General features: G+C 33.8%; 13 protein-coding genes. 7 read left to right on the top strand and 6 right to left on the bottom strand.

All coding sequences use genetic code 11. The annotated features are described in order from the left end of the window. The first annotated feature begins 9 nt into the window (after positions 1-9). Genes SSOP1_RS00555 through SSOP1_RS00540 form a run of 4 tightly spaced genes read left to right on the top strand, consistent with a single transcriptional unit; the run spans position 10 to position 5,287 of the window. Positions 10-720 carry an endonuclease III domain-containing protein gene (locus SSOP1_RS00555; RefSeq protein WP_009988936.1) on the top strand — a complete coding sequence of 237 codons (711 nt, stop codon included), beginning with the start codon at positions 10-12 and terminating at the stop codon, positions 718-720. Next, positions 689-1,252, top strand: coding sequence for a ParB N-terminal domain-containing protein (locus SSOP1_RS00550; RefSeq protein WP_009988935.1), 564 nt, complete (start codon positions 689-691; stop codon positions 1,250-1,252). Before SSOP1_RS00555 ends, SSOP1_RS00550 begins: the two co-directional genes overlap by 32 nt. Continuing rightward, positions 1,245-2,618, top strand: coding sequence for a glycosyltransferase family 2 protein (locus SSOP1_RS00545; RefSeq protein ID WP_029552500.1), 1,374 nt, complete (start codon positions 1,245-1,247; stop codon positions 2,616-2,618). The genes SSOP1_RS00550 and SSOP1_RS00545 overlap by 8 nt, the downstream gene beginning before the upstream one ends. A gap of 41 nt (positions 2,619-2,659) precedes the next feature. Beyond that, entirely contained in the window at positions 2,660-5,287 is a 2,628-nt protein-coding gene (locus SSOP1_RS00540) for an ATP-dependent helicase (RefSeq protein ID WP_009988933.1), read from the top strand. 254 nt (positions 5,288-5,541) lie between these two features. Here SSOP1_RS00540 and SSOP1_RS00535 read toward each other — a convergent pair whose 3' ends face one another. Both SSOP1_RS00535 and SSOP1_RS00530 read right to left on the bottom strand, forming a co-directional pair. Then, complete coding sequence (locus tag SSOP1_RS00535; RefSeq protein WP_009988929.1) at positions 5,542-6,444, bottom strand: CBS domain-containing protein; 903 nt, start codon at positions 6,442-6,444, stop codon at positions 5,542-5,544. 41 nt (positions 6,445-6,485) lie between these two features. Further along, positions 6,486-7,181: a DUF2192 domain-containing protein gene (locus SSOP1_RS00530; RefSeq protein ID WP_009988928.1), complete on the bottom strand. Its 696-nt coding sequence runs from the start codon at positions 7,179-7,181 to the stop codon at positions 6,486-6,488. A 67-nt stretch (positions 7,182-7,248) separates the two neighbouring features. Here SSOP1_RS00530 and SSOP1_RS00525 point away from each other — a divergent pair, with 67 nt between their 5' ends. Beyond that, positions 7,249-7,641 (top strand): hypothetical protein, encoded by a 393-nt coding sequence (locus SSOP1_RS00525; protein WP_009988927.1) that lies wholly within the window; start codon positions 7,249-7,251, stop codon positions 7,639-7,641. On the opposite strand, the gene SSOP1_RS00520 is transcribed toward SSOP1_RS00525, so the two are convergent. Beyond that, on the bottom strand, positions 7,618-7,989 hold the full coding sequence (locus SSOP1_RS00520; RefSeq protein ID WP_009988926.1) for a helix-turn-helix domain-containing protein: 372 nt from the start codon (positions 7,987-7,989) through the stop codon (positions 7,618-7,620). The genes SSOP1_RS00525 and SSOP1_RS00520 overlap by 24 nt on opposite strands. Positions 7,990-8,045: 56 nt before the next feature. Between SSOP1_RS00520 and SSOP1_RS00515 the strand changes: the two genes are divergently transcribed. Then, the gene (locus SSOP1_RS00515; RefSeq protein WP_009988924.1) at positions 8,046-8,909 is read left to right on the top strand and encodes an MDR/zinc-dependent alcohol dehydrogenase-like family protein; all 864 of its coding nucleotides are present in this window, start codon (positions 8,046-8,048) and stop codon (positions 8,907-8,909) included. Here SSOP1_RS00515 and SSOP1_RS00510 read toward each other — a convergent pair. Next, the gene (locus tag SSOP1_RS00510; protein ID WP_009988922.1) at positions 8,902-10,107 is read right to left on the bottom strand and encodes an aminotransferase-like domain-containing protein; all 1,206 of its coding nucleotides are present in this window, start codon (positions 10,105-10,107) and stop codon (positions 8,902-8,904) included. The two genes, SSOP1_RS00515 and SSOP1_RS00510, sit on opposite strands and share 8 nt — an antisense overlap. Positions 10,108-10,148: 41 nt before the next feature. Between SSOP1_RS00510 and SSOP1_RS00505 the strand changes: the two genes are divergently transcribed. After that, on the top strand, positions 10,149-10,943 hold the full coding sequence (locus tag SSOP1_RS00505; protein WP_009988921.1) for a nicotinamide mononucleotide deamidase-related protein: 795 nt from the start codon (positions 10,149-10,151) through the stop codon (positions 10,941-10,943). On the opposite strand, the gene SSOP1_RS00500 is transcribed toward SSOP1_RS00505, so the two are convergent. Next, the gene (locus SSOP1_RS00500; RefSeq protein WP_014511487.1) at positions 10,924-11,685 is read right to left on the bottom strand and encodes an alpha/beta fold hydrolase; all 762 of its coding nucleotides are present in this window, start codon (positions 11,683-11,685) and stop codon (positions 10,924-10,926) included. The two genes, SSOP1_RS00505 and SSOP1_RS00500, sit on opposite strands and share 20 nt — an antisense overlap. A 21-nt stretch (positions 11,686-11,706) precedes the next feature. Continuing rightward, positions 11,707-13,341, bottom strand: a complete 1,635-nt coding sequence (pheT, locus tag SSOP1_RS00495; RefSeq protein WP_009988917.1) for a phenylalanine--tRNA ligase subunit beta — start codon at positions 13,339-13,341, stop codon at positions 11,707-11,709.

Genomic DNA, 13,341 nt, shown 5'->3' with positions numbered 1-13,341 from the left:
ATCAAATTCATGAAGTGCACTGCTGAAACGATTTTCCATAAACTTTCTGCTACCTATATTATAAAAGAGGAGGATTTTATTGCGTATTATGTCTGGCTTAAGACCAAAGATTGTTTTAAAGTACTTGTAGCAACTATTTTATCTCAAAATTCTACAGATAAATCAGCCATTAAAGCCTATCTAGAGTTAGAAAGAAAAGTTGGTGTTACTCCAGAGAAATTATCTAACGCCAATTTGGCTGACATAGAAAGCGCGTTAAAGATTTCCGGTCTTTATAGAACTAAGGCTAAAAGATTAAAGGAAATTTCAAGGATAATTCTTGAGAGGTATAATGGATTAATAGATAGTTTGTTAAATACTAGCAATGCGAGAGATGAATTATTAAAACTTGAGGGAATTGGAGAGAAGACTGCGGATGTAGTGCTATTGACTTGTTATGGATATTATGGATATAAGGTCTTTCCGGTTGATACGCACATAACTAGAGTCAGCAAAAGGTTAGGGATAGTCCCCACTAACGCTAAATATAGTTTAATTTCATCTACTTTAAAAGAACTTTTTTCAGCCTATGATCTCCTCCATCTTCATCACATGTTAATTGCACATGGTAGACAAACTTGTAAGGCTAGGAAACCTTTATGTAATTCTTGTATAATTAAAGAATGTTGTGAGTACTATTCGCATAGAGATGGAGAAGCTTGGAGATCTAATACCTCATGAGGATATATTAATAGATAAAGTTGTCAATATCTCTTTTGAAGTTCAGAAAATAAGGGCTATAAAACCAATAATAGTAGATGAAAACACACATGTCATCTTAGATGGTCATCATAGATTCACTGCAGCTTTACGTCTTTCATTACCAAAAATACCGGTGATTTACGTAAACTATAACTCTACTTCTATTAGTGTTAATGTATGGTATAGGAGATTTTCAAAGCCCTATATTGTAAAGAGCGTATTATCAGCAATTTACTCTAATGGTAAAATATGTGCCAAATTCGACTCTATCCGCATTTGTGATGATGATTTATACAGACTCTATTGGAAACTAGAAAAGGTAGAAAGTTTTCTGCATTCGATAGGTATAAATGTGGAAAAAGACATTGTTGGCCATTTAGAACCGCCTTCAATATATAAAGAAGACGTTATAAGTATTGCCAATAGGGGTTTAAGATTTCCCCCTAAGACTACAAGACACGTATATGAATTTATTATTCCCCAAAAGGCAATATCAATAGATGATACTTAATATATTACTTAACTTGGCAATATTTATAATACCTTCTCTGGCAGTTTGGAATCAGATCATTTTATATATATTCGGTAAGAGTGGTGATATAGCGAATTTGATTTTACTTAATAACGAGAGTAATCTACCTAAATTATCAATTATAGTACCAACAAAGGGTGAACGAATAGAAGTAATCCAAGGATTAATTGATAATATACATGAAGCAATATGGGATAGAAACAAATTAGAAATAATAATTGTATCAGATGACGAGCAAGAATATTTTGATAAATTATTATCGACATTAATTATTCCTCCAGACTTAGATGTAAGAATATTTAGAAGAGAAAAGAAGCTTGGATATAAAAGTGGTGCCTTAGCGTTTGGTCTACAGAAAAGCACTGGTGATTTAATTTTAACATTAGATGTAGATGCCAGGATTGAAAAAGATTCGTTAATAAAAGCTTACAATCACATGGTGAATTTAGGCTGTGATGCAATCACTATGGAATGGCATGGCTATTCTAATATTAGCACGTCTTTAGCAAAAGCGTTAATGGTATCAACAGTACTTACTAGTAAATCTATATTAAGAGGAAGAGATAAATTAGGACTAAAAGTATTGCCAATAGGATGTGGGACGATCTATAAGCGTAGTGCATTGGAGGCGGTAAACGGATGGGATTACAAAATGATTCAGGATGATTATGAGCTGGGAGCTAGACTTATAAATAAAGGATTTAAGGTTTGCGCATCTTCCTCCCCTGTTTATGTTGAAGTTCCAGACAATTTAATAGCGTTTTATGTGCAGCAAACTAGATGGGCAATGGGGACGATGGAAGTTCTTTACTGGAGATTTAAATATATTATTAGCAGCGATATAAAACTTTGGCAAAAATTAGAGATTATAGCTTATCTTTCTCAATACATTCCAATTATACTAACATTTATAAGTGCAATTATTTTTGCAATAGCTGGTTTTGTAGGTATAAGGCTTAGTATGAATTTGCCAATGTTTATTATATGGGCCATAACACTATCAATCTATGCTTCAATTTTTGTCAATAGCGCAAAGAAGTCAGGGATAGATACTGTGACAGCTATAAAAGCCTTGGGAAGGTTGTCTGCATATACTGTTGGAATTTCGCCATTTTTGCTTATTGGTACAATTAACGCATTTAAGAAGACTAGAACGTATATTGTTACTCCTAAAGGCAAGAAGGCTAAAAGTAATATAGGCTATCCAATCTTAGCCTTTGGTGTATTTTTCATTCTATCAGCTTTCCTTTATATGTTTAGAGGCGACTTCCTAACCTTTATTTGGCTAGCTTACTATTCGATAGCTTTCCTCTACACCTTTATAGCATATATTAAAGGATTATGAAAGATATATTTTTTAAATTATAGTCTCAAAGAGTCTATAGATTGAGCAATACTTACTTCTACTCTGATGAAGAAATATACAATTTACTCAGACCATATGTAGCCAAATGGTTTAGGCAGAAATATACCACGTTTACTCCTCCTCAAAGGGCAGCTATACCGTTAATAAAGCAGAACTACAACGTATTAGTATCGAGTCCTACAGGAAGTGGAAAAACTTTAGCTGCATTTCTAGGAATTTTAGATTCGTTATTTGAGTTAGGTGATAACAATGAGTTAGAAGATAAGGTTTATGCGATTTACATTTCTCCGTTAAGGGCGTTAAATAACGACATGCAAAGAAACCTATTAGAACCTCTTAATGAGTTAAGGCAAGTAAACTCAAAATTACCAGATGTTAGAGTTGGAATAAGAACTAGCGATACCACACCCTATGAAAAGCAGAAAATGCTAAAGAAACCGCCTCATATTTTAATAACAACGCCAGAGTCTTTTGGAATATCTATAACTTCACCTAAGTTTAGTCAGAAATTAACCGATGTGAAATGGATTATAGTTGATGAAATTCATGAACTAGCTAACAGTAAAAGGGGAGCTTATCTTTCCGCTATGTTAGAACTATTTAGAAATCTAATTACTAAGAAAGAATTTGTGAGAATAGGCTTAAGTGCAACTGTATCGCCTCTCGAAGAAGTGGCGCAATTTCTCGTGGGCAAAGATCGTGAATATAGGATAGTCGATGCTAGATTTGTAAAGCCTGTTGATATTAAAGTAATTTCCCCTGTTAAAGATTTAGTTCACTCTTCTGAAAGTGAGGTAGACAAGGGAATATATAAGACCATCTTGAACGAAGTAAAGAAACATAGGACTACTCTTATTTTTACAAATACTAGACACGCTACAGAGAGAGTTGCATATAAGTTAAGAAAGTTAGCTGAAAATGAAAAGGTCTTTGATGTAGATGCGATAGAAGCTCATCATAGCAGTCTTAGCAGAGATGTGAGATTAGATGTGGAAGAGAAGCTTAAAAAGGGAATTTTAAAAGTTGTTGTATCGTCAACTAGTCTAGAATTAGGGATAGATATAGGTTACATTGACCTAGTTATCCTACTAAGTAGTCCTAAGAGTGTAAGTAGGTTATTACAAAGGATAGGGAGGGCGGGTCATCATATAAGAAGCATTAGCAAAGGGAGAGTGATTGTTGTTGACAGAGATGATTTAGTTGAGTGTTCAGTGTTAGCTAAGTTAGCTAGAGATAGGAAGATCGATAGTATCCACATTCCTAAAAACCCCTTAGACGTCTTATCACAGATAATAGTATCTGCTAGTTTAATTTCTCCCATAGATAGGGATGATTTGTTTAAAATTTTAAGGCGATCTTATAATTTTTCAGATCTTAGCGAATCTGACTATTCTTTAGTATTAAGATATCTTAGTGGGGATTTCTTTGGAGTCGAGTTAAAGAATGTCTACGCAAAAATAAGAATAAAAGAAGAAAAGATAATTTATCCCAAGAAAGGTAGTAGATTAATATTTTATACGAATAGTGGTACAATTCCGGATGAGGCTATGATAAGTGTAGTTACAGAAAACAATAGATATGTTGGTAATCTAGAAGAGGAATTCGTTGAAATATTATCACCTGGAGATATCTTCGTATTAAGTGGGAGAACTTATGAATTTATTGGAAGCAAGGGTTCGAAAGTAATTGTAAAGGAGGCTATGGGTCAAAGGCCAACGGTTCCAAGCTGGTTTTCAGAAATGTTACCATTGGCCTACGAGTCAGCTCTAGAGATTGGCAAGTTTAGAAGAGAGATAGCAGAGATGATTAAGAAAGGAGTAACACATAACGAGATAATAGAAAGCATCTCTAAGGAATATGAAATTGACAAACACGCTTCCATGTCAATATACACCTATATTTTAGAGCAATACCTTTTCACAAACGGAAAAGTTCCTTCTGACAATCTAATTTTAATAGAAATTTACGATGATGAAGAAGGAATTAGAAATTATATATTCCACGCATTGTACGGAAGAAGAGCGTTGGATGCTCTTTCTAGGGCTTTTGCATACGTAGTTAGTGAGGAATTAGATACAGATGTTAGAGTTTCTGTTACTGACAATGGATTTGCACTTAGTGTAAAACGAGACGTTCCATTTGATTATAACATCAAGAGTCTGTTTGAAAAGATTACCCCAGATAATGTCTATGATATTGTTACAAGGGCTGTTATGAGGACAGAAATGCTAAAGAGAAGATTTAGACACTGCGCAGAGAGGTCGTTTATGATATTACGCAGATATAAAGGAAGAGAGACCAATCTAGAGAGGAGAGAATTAAATTCGGAGATACTGTTAAAGGCTATAAGAGAAATTGGAAATTTCCCAGTAATGAAGGAGACTATTAGAGAGATTTTAGAAGACCATATGGATATACTAAGAGCTAAGGAGATTCTGAAAAAAATTGCTAGTCAAGAAATAAAAGTTGATGTGTTTGGGCCCACAAATATTCCCAGTCCGTTTTCCCATAGTATAATTCTTAAAGGGCATTCAGATGTAGTACTAGCAGAAGATAGAAGGGAACTACTGAAGAAGCTTCATGAGAGAGTGGTAGAGTTCTTGAGACAGAAGGGAGTGAATATCGAGCTCGAGTATACTTCCGTTTAAATATAGTATACTTTTTATACACTTTTTAGATATAATAATCCAAGGAATGTTCCATATTTTCATTGACGTAATATCTTTGTAACTGGGTTCGCAACTTTCTTCGTGGGTGTGCACTATTGCTTGTATATCATCACTACATTTGCCTTTTACTGTAGTGTAAAAATCAGACGGATCGCAAATAAATTCGTATTCTGTACGACTTATATTTTTTAACTCATAGAAAGTGTTATTACAAATAATTCCACATTTCTCTTTCAAGTTGTCCACAAACCTTCTAGACCAGCAATTGATCTTAAAATATCGGTTCTGGTTACAATACCAACAGCTTTATTATTACTATCAAGTACCAACAATCTACCGACATTATAAATTATCATTTTCCTAATTGCATCTAGCAAGTCTTCATTTTCATTTATACTGATTACATTGGTCTTCATATAGTCTGATACTTTAGCTGTATAGTTTCCTTCAAAGAAGGCTTTAATTATATCTGCAGTAGTAAGAATCCCTACAACTTTTTCGTCTTGGTTGATAACAGGCGCACCTCTTATTGCTTCCTTATAGAATATCATGGAGGCTTCTCTTAAGCTAGTTTCTGGTTTTAACGCTATGAGTTTCTTAGAGATAAGATTTTTGACTTTTTCCTTAGGGATACTTATCATTCTTTTCACGTCTACTACGATTTCTTTACTATTTTCATCTAAGTGTAATATCAATCCTTCTATAACCAGCCTACTATAGGGTGTAGGACCTAACCGTACAGCATCTCCTATCTTTAATTTCCTTAGATCTCCCTCTACCTTTAAGAGAACCCTATTCGCTGAAGGGTTAGTAATATCAATTATTTCAATATTTTCTACTTTTATATCAGTTTCTATCATCCCTTTATAGAGATTTAGTTTATCCAAAATTGGAGTTAGTGTAGGATTATTAATAATTTCATATGCTTTTAGTGTTGGCATGTAACCTCCATTAGGTCCGGGTTTCGATTCAACTAGGCCTAATACTTTTAAGCTTAGTATAATGTTCCTTACTGTTCCCTCATCTTTTCCTATAATGTCAGCTACTTCCTTACTTTTTATCATTCTTTTTTGCCTATTATATAGATCAGTAAGTGCTAACAATATTTCCCTTTGCGTAGGCGAGAGATTCTGCATAACTCAATTATAATTTATTTAGTAGTTTAAAATATCTATGCTTATACCTTTACACCCAAAACCTTATTCAATACCTTCTTATTTACGTTAAATACCTCTTTAGCTATTAGCGCCACGTAATCAGCTTTCGGTAAAGGATATTCAATACCTATTGATATTGCTATAGCCTTTTTAGTAGCGATATAAGTTAACCTATCCCTAACAATGCCCTCAGCTATACTTTCTGCAAGCTTGAAGGCAGTATAGAATCTTGAAAAACTTCTTGAGGTATGTTTTATCTCATCTTTGTCGGAAATATTTAGATTTTTAAGTGATTTATATAGTTTATCTTCGGATTCAAAAGAAAACACTGTCTTGGTGAATATTGTTCTTAATGCTCTAGCCAGTACCTCTTTGTTACTGCCAGACTCTTCAAAGGCTTCATTAACATTTCCACTAATTATTAGCTTTGAGATCTCATCATAGTATTCCTCCTTAGATAGTAATTTATCAAATATTTCTTTATTGTCTTCGAAAAGACCTAGTCCATATTTTCCTACGACAAACAAGCTTACTAGCTCTTTCTCATATAACCCGTCTGCATTAAACCCTCTAAACGGTTTAATGTTTTTCTTGACATAGGCATTTTTCATAATTTCAATAACATCTTCACGACTCAATGATTCCCAGCTTTCTATTAGTAAACTCCATATATCAGTAAGTACTTTTATCCTCTCTCTGTAGATTTCCTTCACCATTTCTAACTACCTCGCTAAGTTTATGTGCACATTTCTTTATAAGGTATACTATATTAAGTAGTTTATCATGAGTTCAGTTACAGAGGATAATTTAAAACCAAACATTGTACTCCTTTCAACTTCTGATCTTGAACAAGAAATAAGGCAATTAACGGAAGAACTAAAAAATGTGAAAGATAATAACAATGAAGAGCATAAAAAACTCTATGCCTTAGTTGATAATATAACTAGAACTTTAAATTGGATCAATATAGCAAAATCTCAAGGCATATGGAAGTCAAAAACTTGTAAACATGCAATAAACTTTGTATGTCAAGCTTGGAATATAAGTGATGAAAGTAAGCTTGGGATTCCCAGTGACGTAATAGTAATAAACGATGATGGTACTAAGAGAGTTGTTGTTTCCAAATTCTCCGAAATTTGCATTGTCTGTCCGCTATACGAAGCTAGGAGAAGTTGATAGCATTTTATCAAATGCTTTATCAAGTAGTTTTTTAAGTTTCTGTATATCCTCGTTATCAATCATTTTTTCTATGCCTATTTCTCTGAGAAGTTCCATCAAGGCCTCTGTTATATCACTAACGATCACTTTGATTATCTCATGATATTCTTCGTCTTCACTGGCAATTTCAATACATTTTTCAATTATTTCATCACTTGGATGTGTAATTCCCTTTAAGTACTTAGTAATTGCTGCAGGAGTTATACCCAGCTCGTCAGCAAGTTCTTTTTTACTCCTATTTTGCAAGAGGATATGAATAATATGTAGTCTAGCATCTTTACCTAGATTATGAATTGCCTTTTCCATTGTAGAATGAATTTAATTATAAAATTTAATAAGCAGTAGGAGTTTATGTCCCTCAAATGAAAGCAGTAGTATTCAATTTAGGTATTACAATAAGTGACGTGCCAGAAAAACAAGTTAATAGAGATTATGTATTATTAAAGCCAAAAAGAGTGCTAGTAAATGGATTAGAAAACTCAATATATGTCGGATTATTGTGGGTGGATCCAACTAGAATACTCGGTTCAACTGGAATAGGTAGAATTGAAGGTGTGGGATTAGATATTGACAAGAGTTTAGAAGGAAAACTAGTTCTCGTTTTGCCATATTCACAGACATATGGCGGAATTGGAACCGAAATAGACGGTATTCTTGCAGAAAAAGCTTCTGTACCCTTAGACAGTATAGTAATCCTTCCCCAATATGGTTTTAATGAAAAATATATACTTTATCCATATGTAAGTTTTGCACTCCAACTACCCAAATATATACACAGTGGTAATACCTTAATAATAGGTAGTGGGCTTTATGGGATAATCTCTGCACTCTATTTAAAGGATATGGTAAGTAAAGTCGCTGTATATAGGGAAGATGGGATTAACCCAAAAATAGTAGGGGTAGAAGAGATTCGGCACTTTTCACAAGAGTGGGACAATATAATAATTACGACCTTTAGGTCTTGGATTAGAGCTTTTATAGATGACATTTCTAAATCAAATACTAAGATCGTAATGCCTAAACTAATGAACACATGGCCGGTAGTTTCATCTACTAAAACAGTCTTTATTCCTCCTAAAGAGGTTGATGGTGTTCTCGAATTTATAGACAAAAAAATTAATGATAAGTTATTTAATGAATTAGTATCATTTTCCAATGATCTTTTAGTTTCTTTTCCATCACCGAAAGCTGGTGTAGTAATAAACGCTGAAGAGATTTTTAAGTAGAGAGCTCATGCTTTATCGTATCTCCTAGCCTCTTAATTCCCTCTATTAATTCTTCTTTCTTAGGAAAACTAAAGTTGATCCTCATAGTATTCTTTCCACTATAGTCAGCATAGAAACTAGAACCTGGTACATAAGCTACACCCCTTTGTAAGGCTTTTTCTAACATCTTAGTAGTATCTATTTTTTGTGGCAACCAAGCAAAAACAAACATTCCACCAACTGGTTTAGTCCATCTGGCATCATTAGGGAAATAAGTTTCAATAGCCTCTAGCATTACATCTCTTTTTTCCTTATACACTCTCCTTATCTTAGGTAAATTATTTTGAATTATACCCCTCCTTATAGCCTCCATTGCAATATATTGTGATAATGAAGGTGTATGCAAATCAACATTTTGTTTATATAGTTCCATTTCCTTTATGAAATCTTCATGAGCAATTACCCATCCTAACCTTAAACCGGGTGCAAGTATTTTACTAAATGTGCTAGTATAAATTACTCTTCCTTCTTTATCGAAGGCTTTAATTGGTGGTGGACTTTCTCCCTCGAATACTAAGAACCCATAAGCATCATCCTCAAAAATTAAGAAATCATATTTCGATGCAATCTCTAAAAGTCTTTTCCTATCCTCTGTATTCATCGTAGTACCCGCCGGATTCTGGGCTGTTGGAATCACATACATCAGTTTAACCTTCTTCCCATTGCTATGGGCATCTTTTATTTTTCTCTCCAATTCATCTAGATCTGGGCCCATTTCCGTTACTGTTATCGATATGAAATTTGGCTTTCTAGTTCTCATGGCATTTAAAGCTGCTAAATAAGTTGGCGCCTCGACTACTACATTGTCTCCCGGATCTAGTAATATATTAAATATCATGAAAAGTGCTTCTTGACTTCCTACTGTAACAAAGACGTTTCTTTCATCTATTCCACTAATTCCCCTTAATCTAGATAAGTTCACCAATTCTCTTCTAAATTCAGATATACCAGCAGTTGCAGTATATTGTAATGCCTTATCAGCACTATTCAATAAGATGTCATCTGCTATTTTTTTAATTTCTTCTACTGGAAAAGTCTGAGGATCAGGTAAACCTCCCGCAAGGCTAATTACATTCTTACCTTCCGTTAGTTTTAGTAGATCTCTTATTTCTGAGGTACGTAAATACTTAGTTTCGGTGGATAAAAATCTCTCAAACATAAAGGCTCAAGTTTTAATTGGTTTCGATAGTTAATATTTTTATGGATTACTGGTTCGCGGAAATCATAACTATAGGTAATGAGGTATTAAGTGGAAAAACTGTAAATACGAATGCTTCGCATATCGGTCGCAGACTCACATCACTGGGATTCACTGTGAGAAGAATAACTGCAGTTATGGATGAGGTAGATGAGATTGCATCGGCTTTTAGGGAAGCAATAGATAGAAAGCCAAGAGTTATCGTATCTTCTGGAGGTCTTGGGCCTACGTGGGATGACAAGACAGCAGAAGGCTTAGCAAAAGCGTTAGGAGTTAATTTGGAGTTAAATAAGACAGCCTTTGATATGATTCTGGAAAAATATATGACCAGAAAGATTCCTATTACGGAAGAGAGAAAGAAAATGGCTTATATGCCTTATGGAGCTATACCTGTTGAAAATAATGAGGGAATAGCTCCTGGAATATATGTTTATCATAATAACATTGATATATTAGCGACACCGGGGGTGCCCAGAGAAATGGAGAATGTGTTAGAGAATTTTATAAACAAAATGCTAAGAAATAGGTCTAACTTGAAATATCTAGAGGATTTCATATACGTTGAGAACGTGATGGAATCTTCCTTAGCACCATATGTTAAGGAACTCGTGAAAAAGTATGATATTTATATAAAAACGCATCCAAAAAGTTATGAGATGTCGCATCCTATTCTAGAAATTCAAATAGCGGGAAGTGGTAAGCAAGAGGAGGAAATTAAAGTGAAAATAGAGAAAGTTAAGTTCGAATTATTAGATGCTATAAAGAAATTAAACGGAATCATAAGAAATTCTTTATGATCTCCGATAATAATAATGGGTTCTCGAAATTAAGAAAGTGACCGTAGCCATCTATAGTTTTTATTTCTACGTTTTTCATGTTGTTCTTAAATACGTTTAGATTTACTATTAATCCGTCATAAGTCCCATATACTATAAGGGTCTTAGCATTTATTCCCATAAGTTCATCTGAATAATCTTTCGCTTTTAATAATCCTTCCACTGCGTTTTTATAACCTATTGGCGTAGTTTCCTCATATACTTCTAAAAGAGAGTTCCACGCTTGATAGTTGCTGGCTAATGTTTCAGTAAACTCTTTGTGGAATCTTCTATATTCTGCTAATGCTCTCATTCCAAAATTCACTGCAATTCTTACATACTTTTCATAAACTTCTGATGATGGCGCTCTATATAGAGCTCCAATCAACACTAATTTCTCTATTGGATATTTCAAAGCATAATCTATTGCAATCAAAGAACCTATTGAGTGTCCAATCAACACTGGTTTTTCTATACCTAGCTGAACTAATAACCTTCTCAAGTCATTGGAATGATCTTCAATATTATAAGGTGAATTAGGAGTTGAAGATCTACCATGCCCTCTCAGATCATACGCAACCACGGTGTTATCTAATGAGAGCTTTGGAATAACGAATTTCCAGCTCTTATAACTACCAGCTAAATGGTGAATTAGCACAATAGGCTTTCCATGCCCTCTTATTTCATAGTATAGACGAATATCATCTGTTATTATGAATGGAATTTGACACCACCTCCTATATTATTATCTCTTGTTAAGTTTTTTAGCTATCTCCGTGATATACAGTTCGGCGATTACTGTAGGATATTCAATACCAAATCTTATTAATACGTCAGGATTAATTTCACCTATTACCCCTATTTTCTCGTTTTCATACACTATTGATGCTGAACGTCCTTCAATGAAAATGTCATTATTTTCTTCCTTATAATTTACTTCTATGCCTAATGTTTTCAAAATGTAATGGATAGGTGCTTGCACGTCTTCATAACTTACCTTATTGTCCATTATTGCATATGCAGCCCTTTTATCATTTCTAAATCCAGTATCTGTCGAAGAATCATAAATTACCACGTCTCCGGTCTCAAAAATTCTAATTGGGAATTTCGCATGCTGATTTTTAGATAGAAAATCTAATAATATTGGAATTAGCGAATTCCTTACTGCATTATATTCCTCAGAAATAGGGTTGAGAATTTTCACATACTTACTATCAAGTATCTTTTCATTTTTAATTAGCACAAAGTTAAATACCTCTACAAACCCTGCTCCGATGCTTAATTCCCTCATTTTCCTTTCCAGTAATGTTAAGTAATCATAAGAACCATAGTTTGTCGAAATATACTTAGAGGGTTCTAGATTATTATATCCAATACTCATTGCAATATCCTCTACTATATCGATTTCATTTATTATATCTACCCTATATTGAGGTACTGTAACTCTTATGATTCCATTTTCTACGTTACAATTCATTCTCATTCTCGTTATATGTTTACATATCTCTTCTTCACTGATTTTGATTCCTAAAATTTTATTTGCATATTCCTCTCTAACATTCTGAATTTTATGTATGAGTAAGGGCGAAGATTGTTGGAAGGAATTATCAGTTTTTATTACTTTTACTCTTCCTATCGTCCCTCCAGCTTCTGCTAGATTTGAAACTATTATATCTAGGGTTTGCGCAACTGCTTCAAAGGAAGTTCCAGTAACGTCGATGAAGAGATCTTTTGTGCTCTCGTCCAATTTTGTCTTATCAGAGTTGATTATTGGAGGTATGCTTAGTACTTCTCCATCTTCTTGAACTATTGCTGGTGATACTCCATTAGATATCGAAATATTTCCATAAAGTTTCCCCTGCTCAGTCTTTTCCAAGACCTCGCTAATTGTAAGTTCTTCCTTTTCATATAATGGAATAAATTTATAGGAAAGAGGAACTTCCCTATATTCTATCCTCTTTGAATCTATTTTCTTTAGATCGTGAATGCCTATAGCTACCTTTTTTCTCTTTCTCCCTATGGTACTATGAAGTTTTTCTTGAAACTGTATTAGTTCTTGAAGGTCTATTTTAGCATTATAGATTACAGCAGCCAACGCGTAAGGTCTCGTTCTTACATTATCAACTATTAACTTATATTCAGTATCCGTAATATCATACTTTGCTTCGCCTAGCTCTTTTTCTAACAAGCCTTTAATCGCTCTAGCTATCCCATCAGAGGAGAGTAGATCTAATCGGTCAGCATTTATCTCTATTTCAATATTACTTTCGTCAACTGGTTTTATCTCTGATTTTAAGTTAAACAATAAATCCTCTAGTTTCTGTTGACCTATGCCTATTTTATTTAATAATTTATATTTATTTAATACTATAGTTACCAT

The sequence above is a fragment of the Saccharolobus solfataricus genome (genome assembly GCF_900079115.1).
In the GTDB taxonomy this organism is placed as follows: Archaea; Thermoproteota; Thermoprotei_A; order Sulfolobales; family Sulfolobaceae; genus Saccharolobus; species Saccharolobus solfataricus.
The sequence above is the reverse complement of the archived record's forward strand: the minus strand, read 5'-3'. Positions and strand labels throughout refer to the sequence as shown.